Origin of the sequence: Bombella pluederhausensis (assembly GCF_026385525.1) — a bacterium.
GTDB lineage: Bacteria > Pseudomonadota > Alphaproteobacteria > Acetobacterales > Acetobacteraceae > Bombella > Bombella pluederhausensis.
The window spans coordinates 180,937-202,252 of record NZ_JANIDY010000001.1 but is presented as its reverse complement, the minus strand read 5'-3'; the positions used below and the strand labels follow the sequence as shown (position 1 = coordinate 202,252).

Sequence of the window (21,316 nt, the reverse complement as noted above, 5' to 3'; positions counted from 1 at the left end):
GATTGATATTTCTATAAACTCCTTATACCCATGGCGAACCTTCAACTGAAACAGAGAAAGACCGGGGACAGACGCCACCCCCCACGAACCAGACGCCATGACTTCTTCTCCTGCTCTCCCCTCTACCGCTACGGATCGCCGTCCCCTCATCCTTGATGGTGGCATGGGGCGTGAGCTTCATCGTATGGGGGCACCCTTCCGCCAGCCGGAATGGTCCGCCCTCAGCCTGATGGAACGGCCTGATCTGGTCCAGCAAGCCCATGAGAACTTCCTCAAAACCGGGGCGCAAATCATCACGACCAACAGCTACGCCGTGGTGCCTTTCCATATTGGTGATGAGCGTTTTGCAAAAAAAGGCGAAGACCTCGCTCGCCTCTCCGGTGTTCTGGGGCGGCAGGCCATTGCAGCCCACGCACGGCCGGGGCAGACAGAACCCCTTCTGGCAGGTTCACTGCCACCAAGCTGCGGCTCCTACCGGCCCGACTTGTTCACATCAGAGAAGGCAGAAGCCATTCTGACCCCACTTATTCGTGGTCTCGCCCCATCCGTTGATCTCTGGCTGGCCGAAACGCAGAGTAGCATTGCCGAACTTCAGACAGCCCACAGGCTCGTCCGCCAGCATACGAGTGATACACGACCTTTCTGGGGCGCCTTCACGCTGGATGATGCCGACCCTGTTGCGCTCGTCCATCAAAAATCCCCGGTCCGCCTGCGTTCAGGCGATCTGCTGGAAGATGCCGTAAAAGCCGCTCTGGAGCTGAAACTGGATGCTCTGCTGTTCAACTGTAGCGACCCCCGCATCATGGCAGCGGCCCTTCATACAGCCCGGCAGACCATCACAACACACGAGGGAAATACGCCCCTGCGACTTGGTATCTACGCCAATGGCTTTGCCCATAATCACCATGATGGCGAAGGCGATGGTGCCAATGAGAGCATCACCCCGCTGGATGGCACACTGACCCCAGACCGCTACAGCGACTTCGCCCAACACTGGCATGAAGAAGGCGCAGACATCATCGGCGGGTGCTGCGGCATCGGGCCGGAACATATTGCTGCCCTCGCCGCCCGCTTCCCGTCCCACCACTAAACATATCCTGCCGTCTTCTTGCTGAACCCCCGGAGAAACCACATGCCCCGCCTGCATGGCCCCTATCGTCTGCCTGCCTCCCTGCTTTCCCTGTCCTGTCTGATAGGCTCATGCAGCGTTGGGCTCGGTATTGCCACCGCCCTGTCAGGCTCTATGTCCTCCGCCCGTGCCGCTACCGTAACGGACAAAAAAGCCGTTTCTCCCGCTTCTACTGTCAAAAAGACACAGCTTCGCAAAACAACCTCTACAATTCGGCACAAGCCTCATGACATCAGTGCCAAATCCATCGAGCATCTGACCGTCAAGCGGACCAACACGCCGCTGAAACGGGCCCGTGCCAGCACGTCGCCGGTTGATATCGTCACGGCCCAGCAGCTCCAGCGTACGGGACAGATCAATGTGGCGGATGCTCTGGCCCGCATCAATCCGTCCGTTACGATCAGCACGGCAGGCTATGATACAGCCGCCCTCACCTCCTCCATCCGCCTGCGAGGGCTGAATCCCAATCATACTCTGGTGCTCGTCAACGGCATCCGCCGCCACACCACAGCGAATATCAGCGCCGATAGCGGGCCAGAAGAAGGCTCCAGCCCGGTCGATCTGAACATGATTCCCCCGGAAGCCATCGATCATATCGAAATCCTGCGGGATGGGGCCGCCTCCCGCTACGGGGCGGACGGGCTGGCCGGTGTCATCAACATCGTGCTGAAGAAGGATGTCAAAAGTTCTGACATTGACGGACAGACAGGCGCAAACGCCTATAATGGCGATGGCTGGCAATATCAGTTCGGCTTCGATAAGGGGGCTGCCCTTGGGGAAGATGGCTATGTCAATCTGGCCGGGCAGATGTTCCATACGGATCATTTCATCCAGAAAGGCATAGATGACCGCACGGGCCGTTATGACGACCCGGCCCTCAGCCTTGCTGAACAGACACGTCAAACCCTCAGCCTCAATTTCGGCAAGCATTTCACCCAGTCACTGGAAGGCTATGGCTTTGTCACTTACGCCCATCGTCATGGTGAGGGCTTTCAGGATTACCGGACGCCCGATGTCTTCCCGCAATATTACCCCAACGGCTTTGCCCCCATCGAAGCCATGGAGGAACAGGATTATGCCGTCACTCTGGGGCTGAAAGGCCGCCTGCCTGCTGGATTTCATTGGGATGCCAATACGACCTATGGTGCCGATGATGACCATATGACGCTGAAGAACAGCGGCAACCCGGCCTATTATGCCGATTACGGCACATCCCCCACCAAAGCCCGGACAGAACGCTTCAAAAACGAACAGTGGAACAACACACTGAATATCAGCCGCAAATTCGCCTTTGCACAGGGTCGCTCTCTGGACCTCTCCTTCGGGGCACAGCACCGTCTGGAAAAATACACTATCGGGGCCGGTGAACCTGTTTCCTACTATAAGGGTGGCCTTCAGGGCTTCTCTGGCCTTATGCCAGAAAATGCCGGTTCATGGACCCGTAATGTCTGGGCAGGCTATATAGATGCCGATTTCCACCCACTCCGTCATCTTGATGTCGATTTCGGCGGGCGGTATGAGCATTATACCGATTCCGGCAATGCCCAGACAGGCAAGATTGCCGCCCGCTATGACTTCACAAAACGCTTTGCCGTGCGGGCTACCATCAGCAATGGCTACCGTGCCCCTACCCTGCTGGAGCAACATTACAGTGCGCTGAGCGTTCTGCCCAACGGGGCCTCGGCCAGCCTGCCCGTCAGCTCTGTGGCCGCCAGCTCCCTCGGTGCCCAGCGACTGAAAGCGGAACGCTCCACCAATGCCACTGGCGGCATCGTGATGGAGCCGGTCACGAACCTCCATGTCTCCGTGGATGTGTATCAGATCAACATCCGTAACCGTATTGCTCCGGGGGGCAGCTTTCAGGGCAGTGCGGCAGAAAACGCCATTGCCCTCATGGGGGCAACCCTGCCTCCCACCGGGCTGGACCCGGACAACGTGACGGCCACCTACTTCACCAACGGGGCCAGCACCCGCACGCAGGGTCTGGACATCATGGCTGATTATGACCTGAAACTGCATCGCTATGGCTCGCTGAATCTCAGCATGGCCCTCAATCTGAACCGCACCCGCATTCACCATCTCAACACTTATGCGGATGGGTCGCCTATCCTCAATACCCAGCAGATCGGTTATCTCACCACCGCATCACCCCGCAGCAAGATCGTCCTCAACGCCTACTGGAAGCTGAACCGCTGGAACGTGAACCTGCGCCAGACCCGCTATGGCGAGACAGTCAATAATGTGACCTATCAGGATCAGGCACCTGCTGCACTGCAATATTCACAGAGCCAGTTCCACCGCTTCGTGAACACGCCCGCATGGCTGACGGACCTTGAGGTCGGTTTTCAGGCAACGAAGCGCATTCATCTGGCTGTTGGCGGGAATAATCTTTTCAATGTCCGTCCCCGCCGGATGCCTGCCGCCAACTCCTATCTCGGCACACTGTTCTATGACAACAACTCCGCCGGTATCCCTATGACGGGCGGGTATTATTATGGGCGCATCAATATCAGCCTGTAACGGCATTTCTGGCACGGATCACGGCAAGGCAGACGACCAATGTTCTCAGCGATTGAACAGCACACCATCCACCCCATCCCCGCCTCGGACAGGCGGGGCCGCCCACGGGACCAGTTCACCATCTGGTTCAGCACCAACATGACACTGCTGACAGTCGTGACGGGGGCGCTGGGACCGTTGCAATGCCATATCTCCTTCACCATGACAGCCCTTGCCTTCCTGCTGGGTAGCCTGATCGGAGCCGTCTTCATGGCTCTCCATGCCGTGCAGGGGCCACGGCTGGGTGTCCCGCAGATGATCCAGAGCCGGGGGCAGTTCGGGGCCTGGGGGGCCATACCAGTCATCCTGATGGTCGTTATCATGTATGTCAGCTTTGTCGCCTCCAACTGCGTGGTGGGCGGCGATGCGCTGCGGAGTGTCGTGCCTGCACTGGGGGCACATCCGGCCATTCTCATCATGGCCGTTCTCAGCCTGTTGCCCTGCATCATTGGCTACAGAACGATTGAACTCTTTTCCTCAGCCGTATCCTTCATCACGACTGCCGTCATCCTGCTCTGCTTCTTTGTCGGGCTGGCAAGCCTGCCACATGGGCAGGCCTTTCTGGCGGATATGCACGGCTCTTTTGCCGGATTTCTACAGGCTTTCTCCATCGCCGTTCTCTGGCAGATCGCCACGGCCCCTTACGTCTCGGATTCCTCACGCTACCTACCGGATGAGAAGGCCAGCTATCCCCGCATTTTCCTTGCCTGCTATGGCGGCACGGTTGGCGGCACCTTTCTGGCCATGACGGCTGGGGCATTCCTCAGTGCTGCCACGGGATTATCCCCTGCCGTGGCTATCACGCATATGACAGGGCCGTGGGCTGGCCTCATCATTCTTGTTCTGGGGCTCTCCATCGCCTTTGCCAATGCCATGGACCTCTATTGCTGCACGCTGTCCCTCATCACGCTGCTGCATAGCTGCCGCACAAGCTGGCAGCCACGGGGCATCAGTCGGCTGGTCATCACCCTGCTCATCATCCTGACGGCCACGGCGATGGCGCTTTTCATGGCCAAGTCCTTCAATGCCGCCTATAGCGCCCTGCTGGACCTGCTCATGGCCGTCATGATCCCATGGACAGCCATCAACCTTGCGGACTTCTATCTCATCCGTAAGGGAGACTATCATGTGTCGTCCTTCTTCGAGCGGGATGGCGGCATTTATGGGCTTGTGAACGGCCCGGCCCTGTTCAGCTACGGGCTGGGGATTCTAGCCGAGTTTCCCTTCCTCAACCTGTCCTTCTATCACGGCCCGCTGCTGGAGCGGCTACATGGCGTGGACATCTCATGGCTCACGGCCCTGCTCGTCTCCACGCTCAGCTATCTGCTGCTGGCACGGCGCAAAAGCACATCTCCGGCCCTTTAGGGGCTGGGGACAGAAGCATCTCGATTTTTGGGAAGTTTCTGGAGCGGATGAGGGGAATCGAACCCCCGTATGCAGCTTGGGAAGCTGCCGTTCTACCATTGAACTACATCCGCTTTGTGGGGGTCCTTATACTGGCAGGCCGAAAGCCGTGCAATCCCCTTTTCATCATATTTTGAGAACGATGCCGCCGGTTCTCCTTGACGCTCCCTTTCACGGGGCGCATAGTCAGGGCCGTGGTGCTGCCGAGGGGTGGCCCGCCCTCGTGATTTGATAGGCCGGCTTGCGGCGAGGTAAAAGAACAAGCGCTAAAGAGGCCCTGTTTCTCCCCCGCAGAATCAGGACTTCATACGGCCTCCATCCTAATCGGGCAGGCTTGCCGAACAATCCTGCCTCTTTCAGCTGGAGGAACCCATGCCCTCTACCGATCCGTCCTTCCTCGCTTCCTGCCGCACCGACACGCGTCTGCTGCATGATGCCCGCAACCGTACCGAACATGGCGAAACATCGGACGCCATCTTCCCGACATCCGGCTTTGTCTATGACAGTGCGGAACAGGCAGAAGCCACGTTTGAAGGAACAGTCCAGCATCTTCAGTATTCCCGCTATGGCAACCCGACGGTTGATTCCCTTCAGGACCGTCTTGCCCTGCTGGAAGGCGCTGAAGCCTGCCAGACGACATCCACCGGCATGGGGGCTGTCTCCTGCGCCCTGCTGGCCCAACTGAAGGCTGGTGACCGCATTGTCGCTTCCAGTGCCCTGTTCGGCTCCACACACTGGCTGCTGGACTCGCTGCTGCCCAGCTACGGGATCGAGACCGTCATGCTGGATGGTACGGACCTCAAGGCATGGGAAGATGCCCTCTCCAAGCCCACGCAGGCCGTGCTGATTGAAACGCCCTCCAACCCGATGCTGGACGTTCTGGATATCCGCCATATTGCCGATCTCGCCCATAAGGCAGGGGCTGTCTTCATGGTGGATAATGTCTTCGCCACGCCTGTCGGCCAGAAGCCGCTGGAACTTGGGGCGGATGTCGTCATCTACTCCTGTACCAAGCATATTGATGGTCAGGGCCGTGTGATGGGCGGGGCCATTCTGGGCAGCAAGCAGTGGATTACCGAAACACTCCAACCCTTCGTCCGCAATACAGGCAACACGCTCTCCCCCTTCAATGCATGGGTGCTCTCCAAGGGACTGGAGACGCTGCGCCTGCGTGTAGACGCTATGGCCCGCAACGCTGCCCGTGTCGCTGATGTGCTAAGCGAACTCCCCGGTGTTACAGCCGTCCGCTATCCGGGGCGCAAGGATCATCCCCATGCTGAGCTCGCCCGGAAACAGATGAGCAATGGCGGCACGCTGGTGGCCTTCAGTGTGGCCAATGGCAAGAAGGGGGCCTTTGCCTGCCTCAATGCCCTCCGACTCATTGCCATTTCCAACAATCTGGGAGATGCCCGCAGCCTCGCCACTCACCCCGCTACCACCACCCACCGCAAACTGACGCAGGAACAGCGTGATGCTCTGGGGATTACGGATGGATCCATCCGGTTCTCAGTCGGGCTGGAAGATGCGGACGACCTGATTGAAGACCTCCGCCGTGGTGCCGAGGCAGCCCTGAAGGCCGGTCAATAATCTCCGTGGCCATGCAGCCCTCACGCCTCCCCCAGCGGGACGTGACGGGCTGCGCCACGACAGGCCGGACAGATCACAGATTTCCTGAATACCAGTAAGAGAAAAATCCCCCGGCTCTGACGGAATGACCTGACAAATCTCCATAATGATTCTAGTAAGAGCCCATGTCTGATAATTCCCCCCCTTCAGAAGACCCGATGGCCGAGACGGCAACGCTGGAGATGGAGCCCATCACGGCCCTGCCCGCTTTCACGGCCCATACTGGTCAGGTGACCGTCAATGTCCGTCCTTTCTGGGTGGATGAGCATTCTGACCCCGAAGAACATCGCTATGTCTGGCTCTATCATGTACTGATCGAGAATAAGGGCCAGGAAAGCATCCAGCTTCTGTCCCGCAGCTGGACCATCACGGATGAACGTGGCGGGCAGGAAAAGGTTCATGGTGAAGGCGTGGTGGGTGAACAGCCCGTCATTGCGCCAGAAAGCAGCTACCAATATACATCCGGTGCCGAACTTACGACCCCCAGCGGCTTCATGGAGGGCATCTATCACATGATCGCCCCTGCCAGCGGCTACCGTTTTGATGTCACCGTGCCCGTTTTCAGTCTGGACAGCCCCCACCATATGGGCATGACCCACTGACACCCTCTGAAGAAGGACCCACTATTTTGAACGCCCCTCACGCCCATCCGAAACGCAGACGCATTGCCGCCCTTCTTCTGGCGGCAGGGCGTGGGCGGCGTTTCTCTGCCGGTGCCACGCAGGAGCAGGCCAGCATAAGCAAGCAGTTCCATCTTCTGGCGGGGCAGCCCGTTATCCGGCACGCTGCCATGGCCCTGCTGCCGCATGTGGATGTTCTCCAGCCTGTCGGAAGCGACCCGCTCCTGCCCGAAGCTCTGGCAGGGCTGGATGTCCTCCCCCCCGTAGAAGGTGGGGCCGAGCGGCATGACAGCGTGCGGGCTGGTCTGGAAGCACTGGCGAAACTGCCTGAACCGCCAGATGTCGTCCTTGTGCATGATGGTGCCCGCCCCTGCGTGCCTGCTGCCGTCATCACCCGTACCCTGGAGGCTCTGGAGAATTTTGAAGGCGTCATCCCGGCCCTGCCTGTCAGCGATACGCTGAAAAAAGTGGAAGATGGTGTCATCACCGGGACCGTCTCACGGGAAGGCCTCTGGCGTGCCCAGACACCGCAAGGCTTCTCCTTCCCCCTGCTGCGGGACCTGCATGATCGCCACCGCACCGCCCTGACTGATGATGCAGGCCTGCTGGAGGCAGAAGGCCACAAAGTGGCTATCGTCATGGGTTCGGAAGACAATATCAAACTGACCGTTACGGAGGATATGATGCGGCTTGAACGTGTAATTGAGGACCAGCAGAAACAGGCCCCTGTCCTTCTGCCCCGTGTCGGTCTGGGCTATGATGTTCACGCCTTTGCAGAAGGGCGCAAGCTCATCCTCTGCGGCATCGAAATCCCGCATGAAAAGGGTCTGGCCGGTCATTCCGATGCAGATGTAGGCATTCACACGCTCTGCGATGCCATTTATGGCGCCCTGAATGAGGGTGATATTGGCCGCCACTTCCCCCCCACTGATGAGAAATGGCGTGACATGGATTCCGCCCGCTTCCTCATCCATGCCGGGGAGCTTATTCGCTCCAAGGGCGGGATGCTGGTCAATGCCGACCTGACCATCATCTGCGAACGCCCGAAGATCGGCCCTCATGCCAAGGCCATGTGTGCCCGCCTTGCCGAACTGCTGAAGGTCAACCCCAGCCGCATTTCCGTCAAGGCCACGACCTCCGAGCGTCTGGGTTTCACAGGCCGGGAAGAAGGCATCGCTGCTACTGCTGCCGTCAGCATCATGGTGCCTGATAACGGAGAGTAAAACACTCTCTCCCGACAGACCCTCATAAAAAAGCCCCTCCGGTGTCTTCAACCAGAGGGGCTTTTTTGTATCAGCTATTCAGCGTCCTGCCCTGCGCCAGATGGAGAAAACGGAGTGCATCGGCAATATCCGTGTTCCGTTTCTCAAGCAGCGTGGCCAGTTCCTTGTCATGGCCCCATTTTTCAAGCTGGCGGTATTCATCCGCATGGGCCAGATGCACGGCCTCATCAAAACTGATGACAGCATGCACCAGAGCCAGCGGCAGAAGCAGGCTCCCCGTAATCGGCACCATGACACCCAATGCCCCCAGAATGACCGGCTCCAGCCCTGAAAGATACTGCTTCAGGGCCTCACTGTAGGCTGCTGGCTGCTCCAGAGGCATGAGGCCATCCGTCACGACAGGATGCAGCCCCTGTTCTGCGGCCCATGCCCGGATACGGGAGACCACATCTTCATCCTGTGCGTCACTCTGATAACAGAGATTATCATCAATGCCGTAAGCATGAAGAACGTCTTCCATGGCGGCACGGTCTGGCAGGATGCGTTCGATATAACTCCCCGTAATGCGGGTCAGGACCAGATCATCCGGAGTGAACTGGGCGCCTTCGGCAATCTGCTGCCACTCATCCGCAAGGGCCTGCGCCAGAACAGGCGATGACACAGCCAAAAGCCCCCCGGCAGGGAGCTTCACAGGGCGGCCATCCAGCAGAGGTCCCTGCTGCCCGCTTTCCCCTACCGGCCCAACTGTTACCTGCTTCCAGAAACGCTTACGGAACTGTGCCATGACGCTGTTCTTCCCCTCTATCAGTTTCCACCAAGGCCAAGGGCACGAAGGATTCCGCCTGCCCCACCAGAATGACCTTCATCCCGTGCAGGCAGAGCCAATCCCTTCTGGCCACCACGGGCCTGCTGGACAGCGTAGGCACAGGCATCACTGCCAAAACTGGCTGTATCAAGAGCAGGCTGGTCCTTGTCCTGCGTACCGACATGGAAAGCTCCATTCTGCCCGGAGAGCACCAGCGGCGTGGAAAAATCGGCCCCCACAAGGGAGACATGCGGCATGAGCTGAAGCGTGTAGCTCATATCATCCAGCTTCATCGTACCCTGACCGATAACAGAGAAATGCTTCACCTCCAGCGCCATATCATTGAAATGCGCCTGACCGTGATCGAACTTCACCGTGCCCGCAAAGCAGCGCAGCCCCATCGTGCCAGACCCCATCTTGAGCAGGCTGGCCGCAGGCCCTGCCAGCGGCGCCAGAACCTCCCTATGCACACGCCCATCCACAAGGGAGAGACCCATCTGGCCATCCAGCGCCTGCCACAGAGCATCCTGCTGAGCCCCTTCTGTACCGAGAGCGCCATTGAGCTGCACAGGGCCTTCAAATGTCACAGGCTGGTTCAGAGCCATCTGCACCCAGCCTGCAGGCAGAATGAGCGGACTGGCCTTCATCCCCATACGGACTGGATCACTTGAACCATCCAGCACGACCTCGCCAGACAGAGGCACATCCTGCACATTTCCCCCCAGAACGGACAGGCTCAGCCGCCCCTCCAGCCCCAGAAGATGAAGATGCAGCCCCTGATAAGCAACGCCTGCCACATGGAGCTGATCTGCCGTCACATCCACGTCAAATGCACTGGTGGCCACAGCGCCGAACCACTGCACAGGCAGGGATTTCTGAACAGACGCATCAGGCACAGACGGTGCCATATGCTCATCCGTTGCAGCCCCATGAGCCCCCGCATACTGGCTGCCCATATAACGATCTGTCGCTGAACGATCCTCTTTCTGCCCATTACTGGCAGGAGAGGCCTGTTTTTCCTCCGGATGCGCTCCTTCAGCCGCCAGCTCCATGACCGGCGCATAAGTGAAATGGTCCCCATCCATATGAGTCAGATGCAGTTTGCCGCTCATGCCAGAACCCAACGGAGCGGGGAAATCAGCCGTCAATGTGCCCCCAAACTCCCGGCTATCGAACGCCATATCCTGCACCGTAACGGACACAGGCCCGTCCGTTCCCGGTGCGTTCATGACGAGCTGGCCCTTCACATGGCCATCATGCACCAGAAGACCAGAGATGCCTTTCATGTCCGGCAACTGCAACAGGCTGGCCTGACCGGAGAACGTAAGGGTGCTGCTCTGCCGCCCTACATTGCCTTGTAGAGCAAAAGACACATGCTCCTGTGCCACGTCATTCTTGCCTGCATCATTACGATTGAACAGGCTGTTCAATGTCCGGTCCTGCCCCTGCACGTCCAGATTCAGACCGACAGATGAAGGGTCCCGACCAAAGGCCGCCATTCTGGCCTGCTGGAGGCTTGCCAGCTCACCATGAAAGAGCCACGCATAACGCCCCCATGCGGCCTGCCCCTGAAGAACAAGCGGCGCCTGTGCGCTGTCAGCATCAATCTGAATATCACTCAGCTGAAGGGGAGCTGCTACATGCCATGCACCTGCTGGCAGGTCCACACTCCCCAGATGAGCATGAATCTGATCCGGCACCAGCCGTCCCGGAAGATGCAGCAGAGAATCCGTCAGAGCCATATCCGCTCCGTTGCTGGATGCTGCCGGAAGCGTGGCATCATCACTATGGAAACGGACCGTTCCTTCAATCTGCCCCAGATCAGCCGGAACAGCGTGCGGGAAAAGATGCCTCATCCCCCTCAGGGAGGCCCAGCGCCCGGAGAGGGTAAAATTCACGCCCTTCAGACGATGTGCGTCCCGCATGAGGCCGTCCAGCGTTACACGATCCTGATGATCGCCCGCTCCCAGCGTCATGCCCAGACTGAAGGCCCACGGGTCCTTCTGTTCTGCTCTGGCAGAAAAGAGCTGACTGAGCGGTCCAACCCGCCCCCGCAAGGTGAATGGTGTATGCTCATGAGTGCCCTGTAGATCAACCCACGGGCTGGCGCTCCGCATCCCTGCCAGTTCCAGACTCTTGATATGAAGATGTCCACCAGCCGGAACGTGACCATCTGACAGATCATCCTGCCATGAAAGTTCTGCATCTGTCAGATGCAACCCGCCGAAGCTGACCTTCCAGCGAGGGCTGACTGTTCCATCCGCAGCGGGAGACGTTGCTGTGTCCTCCTGCGAGAACACGGGCAGCCATGTGGAGCATTGTTTCTCGCTGGCCCGATGCAGCATGATGCCTGCCCCCTTCACCGTGAACTCCTGAAAAGAAATTTCCCGGTTCAGGACAGCCAGAAGGGACATATCAGCATGAACAGACCGTGCCGCCACGAAAGGCGTGCAGCCCGGACGGGTCAACACAACATTGGTAGCCTGAAAGGACGGCCATGGCAGAAGCTGGAAAGAGGTCTCCCCCATCTTCAGCTCCAGCCCTGTCTGACGCTGGAAGGCCACCATGATACGCTGCCGCAGATGGTCCTGATCTATCAGGAATTGTGGAGCAAGGCTGATGCCTGTCAGCACCACCACCAGTCCGATCAGGATTACTGCCAGCTTTTTCATCTGCCTGTTGTCCTTGTTCTCTCGTCAGCGGCTGGCCTCTCTGCAAGGCCAGCCATTCACGGTCAGTCTGTTATCGTGTCCGGCGTGGTGCCGGCGTGTCACCTGCGATGAAACCCAACATCTGAAAGGTCTCACGCATATGGGGCGGCAAAGGGGCTGCTACCTGCAACCGTCCCCCTGCGGGATGTGGGAAGTCCAACATCCGGGCATGAAGATGCAGCCTGTCCGGGAAGCCCTCCACATGGGCCGTTTCCCCCCCATAACGGGGATCACCCAGAATAGGCGTCCCCAGACTTTCCGTATGAACACGCAGCTGATGGGTTCGTCCTGTCCATGGTGACAAGGCCAGCCAGCTGAAACGCTTGCCCGTGGCATCCAACGTCTCATAGGAGCTCTTGGCGCTCATTGCATCCTCCTCCCCACGGGAGACCGGCACGATGAGTGAGGCACCACCAGCCCCCACCTTGGCCAAAGGCTGGTCAATCACCCCTTCAGCCGGGTTGGGACGCCCGACAACCACGGCCCAGTAGGTTTTACCAACATCACGCCCCCGGAAAGCCGCCGCCAGCTTGGCGGCTACGCCGGGTGTACGGGCCAGAAGCAGAATTCCGGATGTATCACGATCGATACGATGCACGAGACGGGGCTTGTCGCCCCCTTCTGGCCGCAGACCTTCCAGCATCATATCCACATGCACGGTAATACCGGGGCCGCCCTGCGTTGCCAGCCCGGACGGCTTGTTCAGCACGATGAGATGATCGTCTTCATAGATAATCATGTCCCGCAACTGCTGGACCAGCTCCGGATTAGGCGGAGGTGGCGGGGCGGGGCGGCTCTGGTCCGGCAAAGGCGGGATACGGATGCTCTGGCCGGGACAGAGCCGCTTGTTAGGCTGCACACGGCTCCCATCAACCCGCACCTGCCCCTTGCGGCACAGCTTCTGAAGTCCCCCCTGTGTCAGGTTGGGGTAATGACGGCGAAACCAGCGATCAAGGCGCAGATCGGCCTCATCCTCGCTGACGATACGATTCTCAACACTCATGACTGGCGAGATGCCCGTTTCTGCGCCAACATGTCCAGACGTTTCCTGATTCTTTCTTCAAAACCACGATCGACTGGCCTGTAAAGCGTCACTCTTTTCATACCATCCGGGAAGTAATTCTGGCCGGAAACACCATCTTCACAATCATGGTCATATTCATAACCCTTCTTGTAACCCAGCTCTTTCATCAGGGCTGTCGGTGCATTGCGGATATGGGCAGGAGGCATGAGGCTGCCTGTCTGCTTCGCCAAGGCTCTAGCCTCATTATACGCCTTGTAAACGGCGTTGGACTTGGAGGCGACCGCCAGATGGACCACAACCTGCGCCAGTGCCACCTCTCCTTCCGGTGAGCCAAGCCGTTCATAAGCGGCCGCCCCGGCCTGTGCCAGAGGCAGGGAGGTCGGGTCAGCCTCACCAATATCCTCACTAGCAAACCGGACGAGACGGCGGGCGATATAGCGGGGGTCTTCTCCCCCTTCCAGCATCCGGGCAAACCAGTAGAGCCCCGCATCCGGGTCACTCCCCCGCAGGGATTTATGCAGGGCGGAAATCAGGTTGTAATGCTCGTCCCGATCCCTATCGTACAGGACAGGCCGCCGGGACAGGGAACGAGCCAGCTCTGCCGGTCCCAACGGGCGGGTATCCGCCTTTGTCAGGGACAGGAGCTGCTCGACCATGTTCAGAAGATACCGCCCATCCCCGTCCGCCATAGCCCGCAGGGAGGCACGCCCCTCAGGGGTCAGGGGCAGTGTACGGCCCGTCTCACCTTCAGCACGGAGAAGCAGCTTCTCCAGAGCCTCATCATCCAGCCGGTGCAGGACCAGCACCTGACAGCGGGACAACAGAGCGGAGTTCAGAGCAAAAGACGGATTTTCAGTTGTGGCGCCAACCAGCACGACCGTTCCCCGTTCCACATAGGGAAGGAACCCATCCTGCTGGGCCCGGTTGAAACGGTGAATCTCATCAACAAACAGGAGCGTGCCCTTGCCTGTTGCTTCAGCCTTGCGGCGCGCTTCCTCAAACGCCTTTTTCAGATCCGCCACACCAGAGAACACAGCGGAAATTTTAGCATAGAACAATCCCGCCCGGGCAGCGAGAAGCTGAGCAATAGTCGTCTTGCCACAACCCGGCCCGCCCCAGAGAATCAGGCTTGAAAGATGACCGCTCTCCAGCATACGGGTCAGCGTCCCTTCTGACCCCAGTAGATGAGCCTGCCCCTGCACATCATCCAATGACTGCGGGCGTAGCCGGTCCGCCAGTGGCTGGGTCCCGGCCCGGTGACGGGATGCTGAATGCGCTGATGACGCTGCCGGAAAACGCTCTGATGCTCCCCTTTCGTCCTGCCGGGAAGGTCTGTCAGGCGCAGGGCTACCAAAGAGGTCTGGCACCATATCCGACATCATCATCTCTCCTGCCTCCCCCTCTTATGGCCTCTCACTCAAACAGGCGCCGCAGCACACTGGGCACAAAGGCCGAGAAGGGGTTAACATGCATCTCCGGTTTGGCCAAAGGGCCTTCCAGCGTATAGGTCATCGCCATAATGCCCCGCCCCTTTTTAGCGCCGAAGAAGCTGCCCGCCGCCTGATTCACCCCAAAGAATGGCGAGAGCGTCCCTTTCATCTGCATCATGGACTGATCGAGGTCTATTTGCCCCGTCATCGTCCCACCGAAAATGGCATTGCTCGCTCTGGCATCATCCAGATTCAGCCGTGCTCCCGCCACACCGAATGAGGCTCTAAGCCGCACATCCTCAAAGCGTTTGCGGGATATCTGCCCCCAATGCATCGGTGCCGCCAGAGTAGCAATAACAAGAGGCGCCGGTGGATTTTCCAACGTCATATGGTCCACCCGCAGCGTCCCGACAAAAGGCGGCACACCAAGACCCAACCCCATGCTGTGCTCAGCATCGGACACAGCAGCCCCTACCGGCTTGCACTGTCCCTGAAGGTCGAACGCACCACCAGAAAGCTGGTCATACACCCCGGTTGACGCCAGAAGCCCACCGAAATCGGCAATGGCCAGCTTCACATCCAGCGTTCCTATCTGACCGGCAGCGGGCAGGATATCAAAACTGATGGAAGGCTGCGCCACATGCAAAGAGGCTTCCTGAAGGCGCTGCGCCGCCCAGCGCAGCCCGATCTTCATATGACTGGCATTCTGCTCATTTCCATAGATCACCCTGTCCGCACGAACGCCGATGCTCCAGATACCTTCTGGCAGAAAGAGCTTCTCCATATGCGTAGCGATGTGAATGTCTTCCGCAGAATGCGACTCTTTACCCTTTTTCTTCGAGCTCGTCTTACTTTTAGCGGCAGCAACTTCATCAGCCGTGGGGGGTGATGCTGGGGCTGCTTTCTTCCCGCCAAGCCATGGCGTGATGTCCAATGTACGGGCCTGAACATCAATCTGATAGCGCCCGTCAACACTGGTACCCTTCACGGGCCAGTCCAGTATGGCGCTACCTGTCGTGCGCCCCACCTGAAAATGGGTCAGACTGATCCCACCGAGCTGGTCATGCCGCATACGCCCAGAAGCCTCAAGAGACAGCTGCGGCCCATAGGCACGCACATCTTCCAGACGGTTCAGCCGTCCATCCTGCCACATGACACTACCACGGAGCCCCGCCGGAACCCCGACAGGCTTCTGCCAGAAACGTGCCCGAACCCCTAACCCTTCGAGATTGGCTTCCACTTCCGCCTTGCCATTCCTGTGGCCAGAGCCCTCGCCGTACTGGCTGTAAACAATGTGCCCCTGCCCTTTGCCCTGCAAGACAGAGTCCTGCGCCAGCATAGAAGGGACACCGAGGCTACGCAGTTCTGAAGCCCCCAGCGGAGCTGTCAGATCAGCCTTCAGCAAAAGGCGCCCCGGCATGTTGGTCTGAAAACTGTCAAACAGGCTGCCCTTCACCGCAACACCGCGGAATGATGCACCACCCTTCACCGTCAGACCTGTATCCGTCACGGAAAGGTGCCCTGAACCCTCCTGAATGCGCCCTAATGACGGCATGGTCATCCATACATTGCGAAAGTCGAACTCCGCCCCGAATGACATTTCATCCATACGGATATGACTTCTGAGCGGCAGCTTCAGGGTCAACAGCCCTTTCATATCACCACCGGTTTCGGAAGGATTGACGGGATGGCGGGACAGAAGATTGAGCCTCGGGCTGGAAAGGACCGTTACGAATGCAGGGAGCGGACCTTCCATATTCAGCGAGAAATCCCCCATCTGTTCCCGCTCGAGAAGGCCACTCAGAATGATACGCCCTGTCGGGATAAGAACCTTATCCCCTCGCCCATCATCAAGATGCCCATGCTGAAGTTCGATCAGAAGGCGGCCATCATCCATGAAATGGGCATGGGCATACTCGCCCGTAACCTGCGGAAGCCCTTCCATCCATGTTACATTCAGGCCATGGCCGATCAGGTCGCCACCCAGCTTCTTTACGTCCAGCCCGCCCCATCCGGTATGGCTGGCAAAATAAAGCTGAAGATTCAGATTCTCACCCCGACCCGCCGTCATATTGGTCGTCATCCAGCGGCGGGCACCACGGGCTGTCCCATCCGGCCAGACACTGGCCAGCGTGGCGAAATCAAACGCTGCCACATTACCATCAATGGTCAGGTCAATATCTTTGGGGCTGCTCAGATGATCCATCCGACCATGAGCATCAATGATGAACGGCACTGTATTATTGAGGGAATCCAGCGCACTGATATCTGAATGCAAGGTCATGGCCAGCGGTTCAGCCTGACCAGCCTGTGCAGGCCCCAGCCGGAAGGACGAACGGGCTGTTGTCAGACGGAACGGTATCTTACCGGGCCGGTCGATTTCACCTTCCCCGGCTTCCAGCACACCTTCCAGATGATCGAACTGCCCCAGCACATCACGCCCATTCAACTGTCCCTCAACATGCAGCGCCAGCGGCAGGTTGGGTACATCAAACCCCTTCCGCTGCGCTGGAGACAAAGGCAGCCATGAAGCGAGAACAGGCAGGCGCATTGATGAAAGATTTAACTGCCAATGTGTTGTGTCCTGCCCATCAGGGGCAATGTTACCTGTCAGGCTGACAGTGGATACATCCGGCCCACTCCCCAACCCCGGCGCCTGAATGGACGCCGTCATATGACCCTGCCAGCCAGACAGCCGAGAATAATCCGCTTTCAGCTCCGAAAGAGACACGACCATCATAGAATCAGGCTGGACCTCATCCCGGACCGTCAATGTTATGTCATGCAGATCAAGATGATAGGGCATGACAGAAGCCAGAGGTGGCGCACCAGCCGAGCCGTGATGCCTCTTTCTGTGATGCGTATTCCCCAGCTGGAAATTCCCCTCAGCACCCCGGAACGCCGTCAGATTCAGCCCCTGCACATCCAGAGACCTGATGCCTACCTGACCATGAAACAAACTCGCCAGCTTGAAGACAACACCGACATGATCCAGCGTCTGTATCGGCAAGTCGGCTTCGACCAGCCCGTCTTCTTCCCCCGTTGCCCCAGCCCTGTAGCGGACCTTATCCAGACTCAACAGAAGCTTTGAGGAATGTCCCTGCTGTCTAGGCTGCCATGAGAGCGCCATACGCTCCCAGCTCAGCGTACCACCTCCCAGATGAGTCAAGGCTCCACCCCAACGGTGGGACAACCCCGTCACATCCAGCGGCCCCTGTGCCAGACGGCCCAGAAGAAGCGTCACGGCCAGAAGAAGCCCGACCAGCGGCACGAGAAGACCAAAAGCCACGCGGCGCAGAATTGTCTGCCATGTCATGAGAGGGCAACCCGGAAAAGAGACATGTCAAAGAATGCCTTCGTAAAAGGATACCGGGCACCAGACACATGACAGCGACAGGCCGGTAAACATGAAAAGCCCGGCAACCCTCACCAGATTACCGGACCGATACCAAAACAGCGAGTCAAACCTGACGTCAGAGCTGCGCCAGAACCTCCTGAACCCACGCCACATGCTGGGCGGGGCGAACTTTACGCTTACAGGCGGCGATGCGTCCTTCCGCATCAATCAGGAAAGAGCTGCGCTCAATGCCCATAAACTCCTTCCCATACAGCTTCTTCTTCACCCACACACCGTAGGCTTCCGCAAGGCTGTGCTCTTTGTCTGACAGCAGGGTGAAGTTCAGGGACTGTTTCGTGATGAACTTTTCCAGTGCCGTCACACCATCCGGGCTGACACCCAGCACCCGCAGCCCCTTGCCACCGGGGACATTCAGTTCAGAGAGATGATCCCGCAGATCACAGGCCTGCGTTGTACAACCCGGTGTGGAAGCCCGTGGGTAGAAATAAAGCAGATAAGGAGCCCCTTTCAGCGCCTCGCTGCTCACAGTCTCCTCGCCCTGCGGCCCGACACCTTCCAGCGTGAAGACCGGGGCTGGCAGGCCAACAGCCAGAGCCGTATCATCTTTTTTTACAGACATAACCTTCTCCGTCATGTTCTTACTGCCCTGCACCGTCTGGCTGATCGCTGTGGGTCACGCTACCATCCCCCACGGAATCATCCGGGCTATGAGGCTGATCTGGCGTGGCGGCATCGGCCCCATTGGGGCGGCTGAGACCACGGCCGCTCCCATCCAGTGCCGCACCCGGAACAGGCTGGGCCTGCGGTGGCTGAGTTGGCAGTTTCACCTTGGCAAGAGGATTGAACTTCTGAAATCCTGCCGGTGGCTGAAAACGGTCTGCCGGTATGTCCTCATATGTTACGGAAACAGCCCGGAGATGCCCGACAAGGCCATCCGCATCGACCCCATCTTCCGCCAGAATCACACCATCATCCGTTACGCAGGCCGTTGCCTTGCCACGGGGGCTTTCAATAGCCCATTCACGACAGGGCACATTGGCAATCTGCTTCATATCGCCAGCGTGATAGACCATCCCCAAACCGAGGAAGAAAGGGTTATGCAGCCCATGCATGGGGCGAAGCTGTACATAACGCCGCTCCTTCATGCTGATGAGCGTCATGATCTGATCAGGACGATCCAGAATAGTGGCACTCTGCCCATCATCAGGGTCAATCCGCAGACGATCACCCGATGCAGCAAAAGACACCGTCACCTGATGTTCCGGCCCAGCCTCATTCCCCTTACCCGGCAGAACTTCCGTCTGAAAACGGTACGTCACCACGGCATCCCGTGTCGGCGAGAGTGGAGGATGTTCTCCCACCGGGGCAGCACTGGCAACACCACAGGCCAGCATCACAGCGGCCCCACATGCAGCCACCACGGAGGACCCCATCCCCCGGCCTGCATCATCCTGCCGTTGCGAAACTCTCCTGATACGCCACTGCATGAATGCTCTCCCCCTGTGTCAGAACCCGGATTCATCTGCCAGCACCCGACAGCGCCAGCCTGAAAGTAGGTCTGAGCATATCAGACCATGATGGCAGGGCCAGAGAGAAAATATTACGTCATGGTTTCTGCTGCGTGGCCGGACGCTCTGCCAGCTTTTCCAGCTCCGGCCGCAGGGCCTCAAGACTCACATCTCCCGGCCAGCGGGCATCCCCCTGCATGGCAGCATCCAGCATCCCCTTATACGCAGCAAAGGGCACACCTATCCCGCCCAAACTGGCAAGATGAGGTGTCACATACTGTGTATCCAACAGGCTGTACCCGCCCTGCCGCAAAGCTGCCATCAGATGCACCAACGCAATCTTGGACGCATCCCGCACACGGGACACCATACTTTCCCCAAAGAAGGCTCCCCGGAGGGAAACGCCATACAGCCCCCCAACAAGGGCGCCGCTTTCCCTATCTCTCACCTCCACAGAATGAGCATGACCCTGCCGGTGCAATTCCCCATAAAGCTGTCGGATGCGCCCGCTGATCCATGTCTCCGTACGGGATGGTGTCATCTGAGCACAGGCCTGCATCATGCCATCAAAGTCTTCATCACTGCATAGGCGGTACTGCCCTGCCATGACGGTACGCATGAGCCGTCTGGGCAGGGCGGGCCTTTCCAGCGGGATGATGCCGCGCTCCTGCGGGCAGAACCATTCCAGTTCATCACTATGCTCATCAGGGGCCATAGGGAACAGTCCTTCCCCATAGGCACGCAGAAGCAGCTCAGATGTGATAAGCTCCATGAATCAGCCCTTTCATGCAGAGACGCCGAATCATGTCCAGCTCCTCCCCGTCACGTCCTTCATCTCAGACCTACGTCTATACGATCGCTCTGGCTCTGTCCTTTCTCCTACAGCTTATCTGGCCTGCAATAAGCCCACTCATGGGTATCATGCGTGTTTTCACCATTATCGGCATTGTCATCTTCGGCCCGCTGGAGCTGTACCAGCTCTGCCGCACAGAACAGCACTGAACGCCCCCACATGAAAAAAGCGGGCCCCTGATGGGAGCCCGCCCTTATGTCTGTCACGCCCGACTGGATATTCAGTCTTCTGAACGGCTGCCCCGATAGGCATCGGCCGCTTCCTTCACGGCAGAACCGTGCGTGCGCTCCAGCCTGCGAATAGTGAAATGCGCCTTGGCCAGCGCCCGGTAATGGGCAAGAAACGCCGAGTTGATGGCGGCACCGCAAAGAGCCCCTGCCACCGGCACCATCTGAGCCGCCAGTTTGCGGGACAGGGCCATGCCGTAATGACCGGCAACCTCTGCCATCAGCATCACAAGGGGCTGGCCCCGCATGAGCCCACGGGCCGCAAAGAAGCCCAGCTCACCCTCGCCTTTCTGCTCGCCCATGCTCCGCAGGGCAAAGACTTCCAAACAGGCCCGGCGTGTTTCTTCACTGCGCAGGTCTTCACCATTTTCCTGCGCTATCGCAGCGATTTCCCGCATGATGGCCAGCGTAGTGAAGCCTACATCCGGTGCCATGCTGGCAAAGCCACCAAAACCACCCGCTGCACCAGACACGGCCACAGCCGCCTGAATCAGATTCTCACGCCGTGTGCTGGCACCTGCACTGCCCTTACGCTCCAACCCCAGAATAGCCAGACGATAGGCCTGATCCAGAGCTGAGCTGGCCAGCTTCTGGAGCTTCTCCTGAAGGCCCGGCGCAAGGGACAGGCCCTGCAACCCCAGATGCGTGGCCCGGCCAACGGCACCACCCATCAAATCCCCCAGACGGGCCAGCGTACCCCGGCCTTTCTCCACGCCATCCAGCACGGCATGAAGCTGGGCCAGAGCCTCCGTATCAAGGTCCTGAGACAGGAAACTTGCACTGGGCACATGCTCCTTACGCTGTTCCGTCATGGTCTGAATCTCCTCATTTCCCAGAGC

General features: G+C 58.7%; 16 protein-coding genes, 1 tRNA gene and 1 riboswitch. Of the genes, 7 read left to right on the top strand and 10 right to left on the bottom strand.

Going from position 1 to position 21,316, the window contains the following annotated elements; all coding sequences use genetic code 11:
• Positions 1-97: 97 nt before the first annotated feature.
• Genes NQF86_RS00915 through NQF86_RS00905 form a run of 3 tightly spaced genes read left to right on the top strand, consistent with a single transcriptional unit; the run spans position 98 to position 5,053 of the window.
• A complete protein-coding gene (locus tag NQF86_RS00915; RefSeq protein ID WP_266115747.1) occupies positions 98-1,090 on the top strand; it encodes a homocysteine S-methyltransferase family protein in 993 nt (330 codons plus the stop codon).
• A 42-nt stretch (positions 1,091-1,132) separates the two neighbouring features.
• Positions 1,133-3,649 (top strand): TonB-dependent receptor plug domain-containing protein, encoded by a 2,517-nt coding sequence (locus tag NQF86_RS00910; protein ID WP_266115746.1) that lies wholly within the window; start codon positions 1,133-1,135, stop codon positions 3,647-3,649.
• A 39-nt stretch (positions 3,650-3,688) separates the two neighbouring features.
• Complete coding sequence (locus NQF86_RS00905) at positions 3,689-5,053, top strand: purine-cytosine permease family protein (protein ID WP_266115745.1); 1,365 nt, start codon at positions 3,689-3,691, stop codon at positions 5,051-5,053.
• A gap of 39 nt (positions 5,054-5,092) precedes the next feature.
• Here NQF86_RS00905 and NQF86_RS00900 read toward each other — a convergent pair.
• Positions 5,093-5,166: transfer RNA gene (locus tag NQF86_RS00900), tRNA-Gly, on the bottom strand.
• Positions 5,167-5,302: 136 nt separating this feature from the next.
• A riboswitch (SAM riboswitch) is annotated at positions 5,303-5,383 on the top strand.
• A gap of 81 nt (positions 5,384-5,464) precedes the next feature.
• Between NQF86_RS00900 and metZ the strand changes: the two genes are divergently transcribed.
• From metZ to ispF, 3 genes are all read left to right on the top strand, one after another.
• Positions 5,465-6,679, top strand: a complete 1,215-nt coding sequence (gene metZ / locus NQF86_RS00895) for an O-succinylhomoserine sulfhydrylase (protein WP_266115744.1) — start codon at positions 5,465-5,467, stop codon at positions 6,677-6,679.
• A 164-nt stretch (positions 6,680-6,843) separates the two neighbouring features.
• Positions 6,844-7,320, top strand: a complete 477-nt coding sequence (gene apaG / locus NQF86_RS00890) for a Co2+/Mg2+ efflux protein ApaG (RefSeq protein ID WP_407652829.1) — start codon at positions 6,844-6,846, stop codon at positions 7,318-7,320.
• Positions 7,321-7,346: 26 nt separating this feature from the next.
• Positions 7,347-8,561, top strand: a complete 1,215-nt coding sequence (gene ispF / locus NQF86_RS00885; RefSeq protein WP_266115743.1) for a 2-C-methyl-D-erythritol 2,4-cyclodiphosphate synthase — start codon at positions 7,347-7,349, stop codon at positions 8,559-8,561.
• Positions 8,562-8,631: 70 nt separating this feature from the next.
• On the opposite strand, the gene NQF86_RS00880 is transcribed toward ispF, so the two are convergent.
• The 8 genes from NQF86_RS00880 to aat form a co-directional block, all read right to left on the bottom strand.
• Positions 8,632-9,345, bottom strand: a complete 714-nt coding sequence (locus tag NQF86_RS00880) for an ATP12 family protein (protein WP_266115742.1) — start codon at positions 9,343-9,345, stop codon at positions 8,632-8,634.
• Positions 9,346-9,365: 20 nt separating this feature from the next.
• Positions 9,366-12,038: an AsmA family protein gene (locus NQF86_RS00875; RefSeq protein ID WP_266115741.1), complete on the bottom strand. Its 2,673-nt coding sequence runs from the start codon at positions 12,036-12,038 to the stop codon at positions 9,366-9,368.
• Between the two features lie 70 nt (positions 12,039-12,108).
• A complete protein-coding gene (locus tag NQF86_RS00870; RefSeq protein ID WP_266115740.1) occupies positions 12,109-13,080 on the bottom strand; it encodes an RluA family pseudouridine synthase in 972 nt (323 codons plus the stop codon).
• Positions 13,077-14,486, bottom strand: a complete 1,410-nt coding sequence (locus NQF86_RS00865; protein WP_407652828.1) for a replication-associated recombination protein A — start codon at positions 14,484-14,486, stop codon at positions 13,077-13,079. Before NQF86_RS00865 ends, NQF86_RS00870 begins: the two co-directional genes overlap by 4 nt.
• A gap of 28 nt (positions 14,487-14,514) precedes the next feature.
• On the bottom strand, positions 14,515-17,847 hold the full coding sequence (locus NQF86_RS00860) for an AsmA-like C-terminal region-containing protein (protein WP_266115739.1): 3,333 nt from the start codon (positions 17,845-17,847) through the stop codon (positions 14,515-14,517).
• A 157-nt stretch (positions 17,848-18,004) separates the two neighbouring features.
• Positions 18,005-18,508, bottom strand: a complete 504-nt coding sequence (bcp, locus tag NQF86_RS00855) for a thioredoxin-dependent thiol peroxidase (protein WP_266115738.1) — start codon at positions 18,506-18,508, stop codon at positions 18,005-18,007.
• Positions 18,509-18,527: 19 nt separating this feature from the next.
• Entirely contained in the window at positions 18,528-19,376 is an 849-nt protein-coding gene (locus NQF86_RS00850) for a hypothetical protein (RefSeq protein ID WP_266115737.1), read from the bottom strand.
• Positions 19,377-19,494: 118 nt separating this feature from the next.
• Positions 19,495-20,169, bottom strand: a complete 675-nt coding sequence (gene aat, locus NQF86_RS00845; protein WP_266115736.1) for a leucyl/phenylalanyl-tRNA--protein transferase — start codon at positions 20,167-20,169, stop codon at positions 19,495-19,497.
• A 32-nt stretch (positions 20,170-20,201) separates the two neighbouring features.
• Between aat and NQF86_RS00840 the strand changes: the two genes are divergently transcribed.
• Entirely contained in the window at positions 20,202-20,399 is a 198-nt protein-coding gene (locus tag NQF86_RS00840) for a hypothetical protein (RefSeq protein WP_266115734.1), read from the top strand.
• A 71-nt stretch (positions 20,400-20,470) separates the two neighbouring features.
• Here NQF86_RS00840 and NQF86_RS00835 read toward each other — a convergent pair whose 3' ends face one another.
• On the bottom strand, positions 20,471-21,289 hold the full coding sequence (locus NQF86_RS00835) for an EcsC family protein (protein WP_266115733.1): 819 nt from the start codon (positions 21,287-21,289) through the stop codon (positions 20,471-20,473).
• Positions 21,290-21,316 lie beyond the last annotated feature (27 nt).

What these genes read in the sequence shown, in the direction of transcription:
- NQF86_RS00915 (WP_266115747.1), top strand. Translation starts at nt 98, where the DNA reads ATGACTTCTTCTCCTGCTCTCCCCTCTACCGCTACGGATCGCCGTCCC.
- NQF86_RS00910 (WP_266115746.1), top strand. Translation starts at nt 1,133, where the DNA reads ATGCCCCGCCTGCATGGCCCCTATCGTCTGCCTGCCTCCCTGCTTTCC.
- NQF86_RS00905 (WP_266115745.1), top strand. Translation starts at nt 3,689, where the DNA reads ATGTTCTCAGCGATTGAACAGCACACCATCCACCCCATCCCCGCCTCG.
- metZ (WP_266115744.1), top strand. Translation starts at nt 5,465, where the DNA reads ATGCCCTCTACCGATCCGTCCTTCCTCGCTTCCTGCCGCACCGACACG.
- apaG (WP_407652829.1), top strand. Translation starts at nt 6,844, where the DNA reads ATGTCTGATAATTCCCCCCCTTCAGAAGACCCGATGGCCGAGACGGCA.
- NQF86_RS00880 (WP_266115742.1), bottom strand. Translation starts at nt 9,345, where the DNA reads ATGGCACAGTTCCGTAAGCGTTTCTGGAAGCAGGTAACAGTTGGGCCG.
- NQF86_RS00875 (WP_266115741.1), bottom strand. Translation starts at nt 12,038, where the DNA reads ATGAAAAAGCTGGCAGTAATCCTGATCGGACTGGTGGTGGTGCTGACA.
- NQF86_RS00870 (WP_266115740.1), bottom strand. Translation starts at nt 13,080, where the DNA reads ATGAGTGTTGAGAATCGTATCGTCAGCGAGGATGAGGCCGATCTGCGC.
- NQF86_RS00865 (WP_407652828.1), bottom strand. Translation starts at nt 14,486, where the DNA reads ATGATGATGTCGGATATGGTGCCAGACCTCTTTGGTAGCCCTGCGCCT.
- NQF86_RS00860 (WP_266115739.1), bottom strand. Translation starts at nt 17,847, where the DNA reads ATGACATGGCAGACAATTCTGCGCCGCGTGGCTTTTGGTCTTCTCGTG.
- bcp (WP_266115738.1), bottom strand. Translation starts at nt 18,508, where the DNA reads ATGTCTGTAAAAAAAGATGATACGGCTCTGGCTGTTGGCCTGCCAGCC.
- NQF86_RS00850 (WP_266115737.1), bottom strand. Translation starts at nt 19,376, where the DNA reads ATGCAGTGGCGTATCAGGAGAGTTTCGCAACGGCAGGATGATGCAGGC.
- aat (WP_266115736.1), bottom strand. Translation starts at nt 20,169, where the DNA reads ATGGAGCTTATCACATCTGAGCTGCTTCTGCGTGCCTATGGGGAAGGA.
- NQF86_RS00840 (WP_266115734.1), top strand. Translation starts at nt 20,202, where the DNA reads ATGTCCAGCTCCTCCCCGTCACGTCCTTCATCTCAGACCTACGTCTAT.
- NQF86_RS00835 (WP_266115733.1), bottom strand. Translation starts at nt 21,289, where the DNA reads ATGACGGAACAGCGTAAGGAGCATGTGCCCAGTGCAAGTTTCCTGTCT.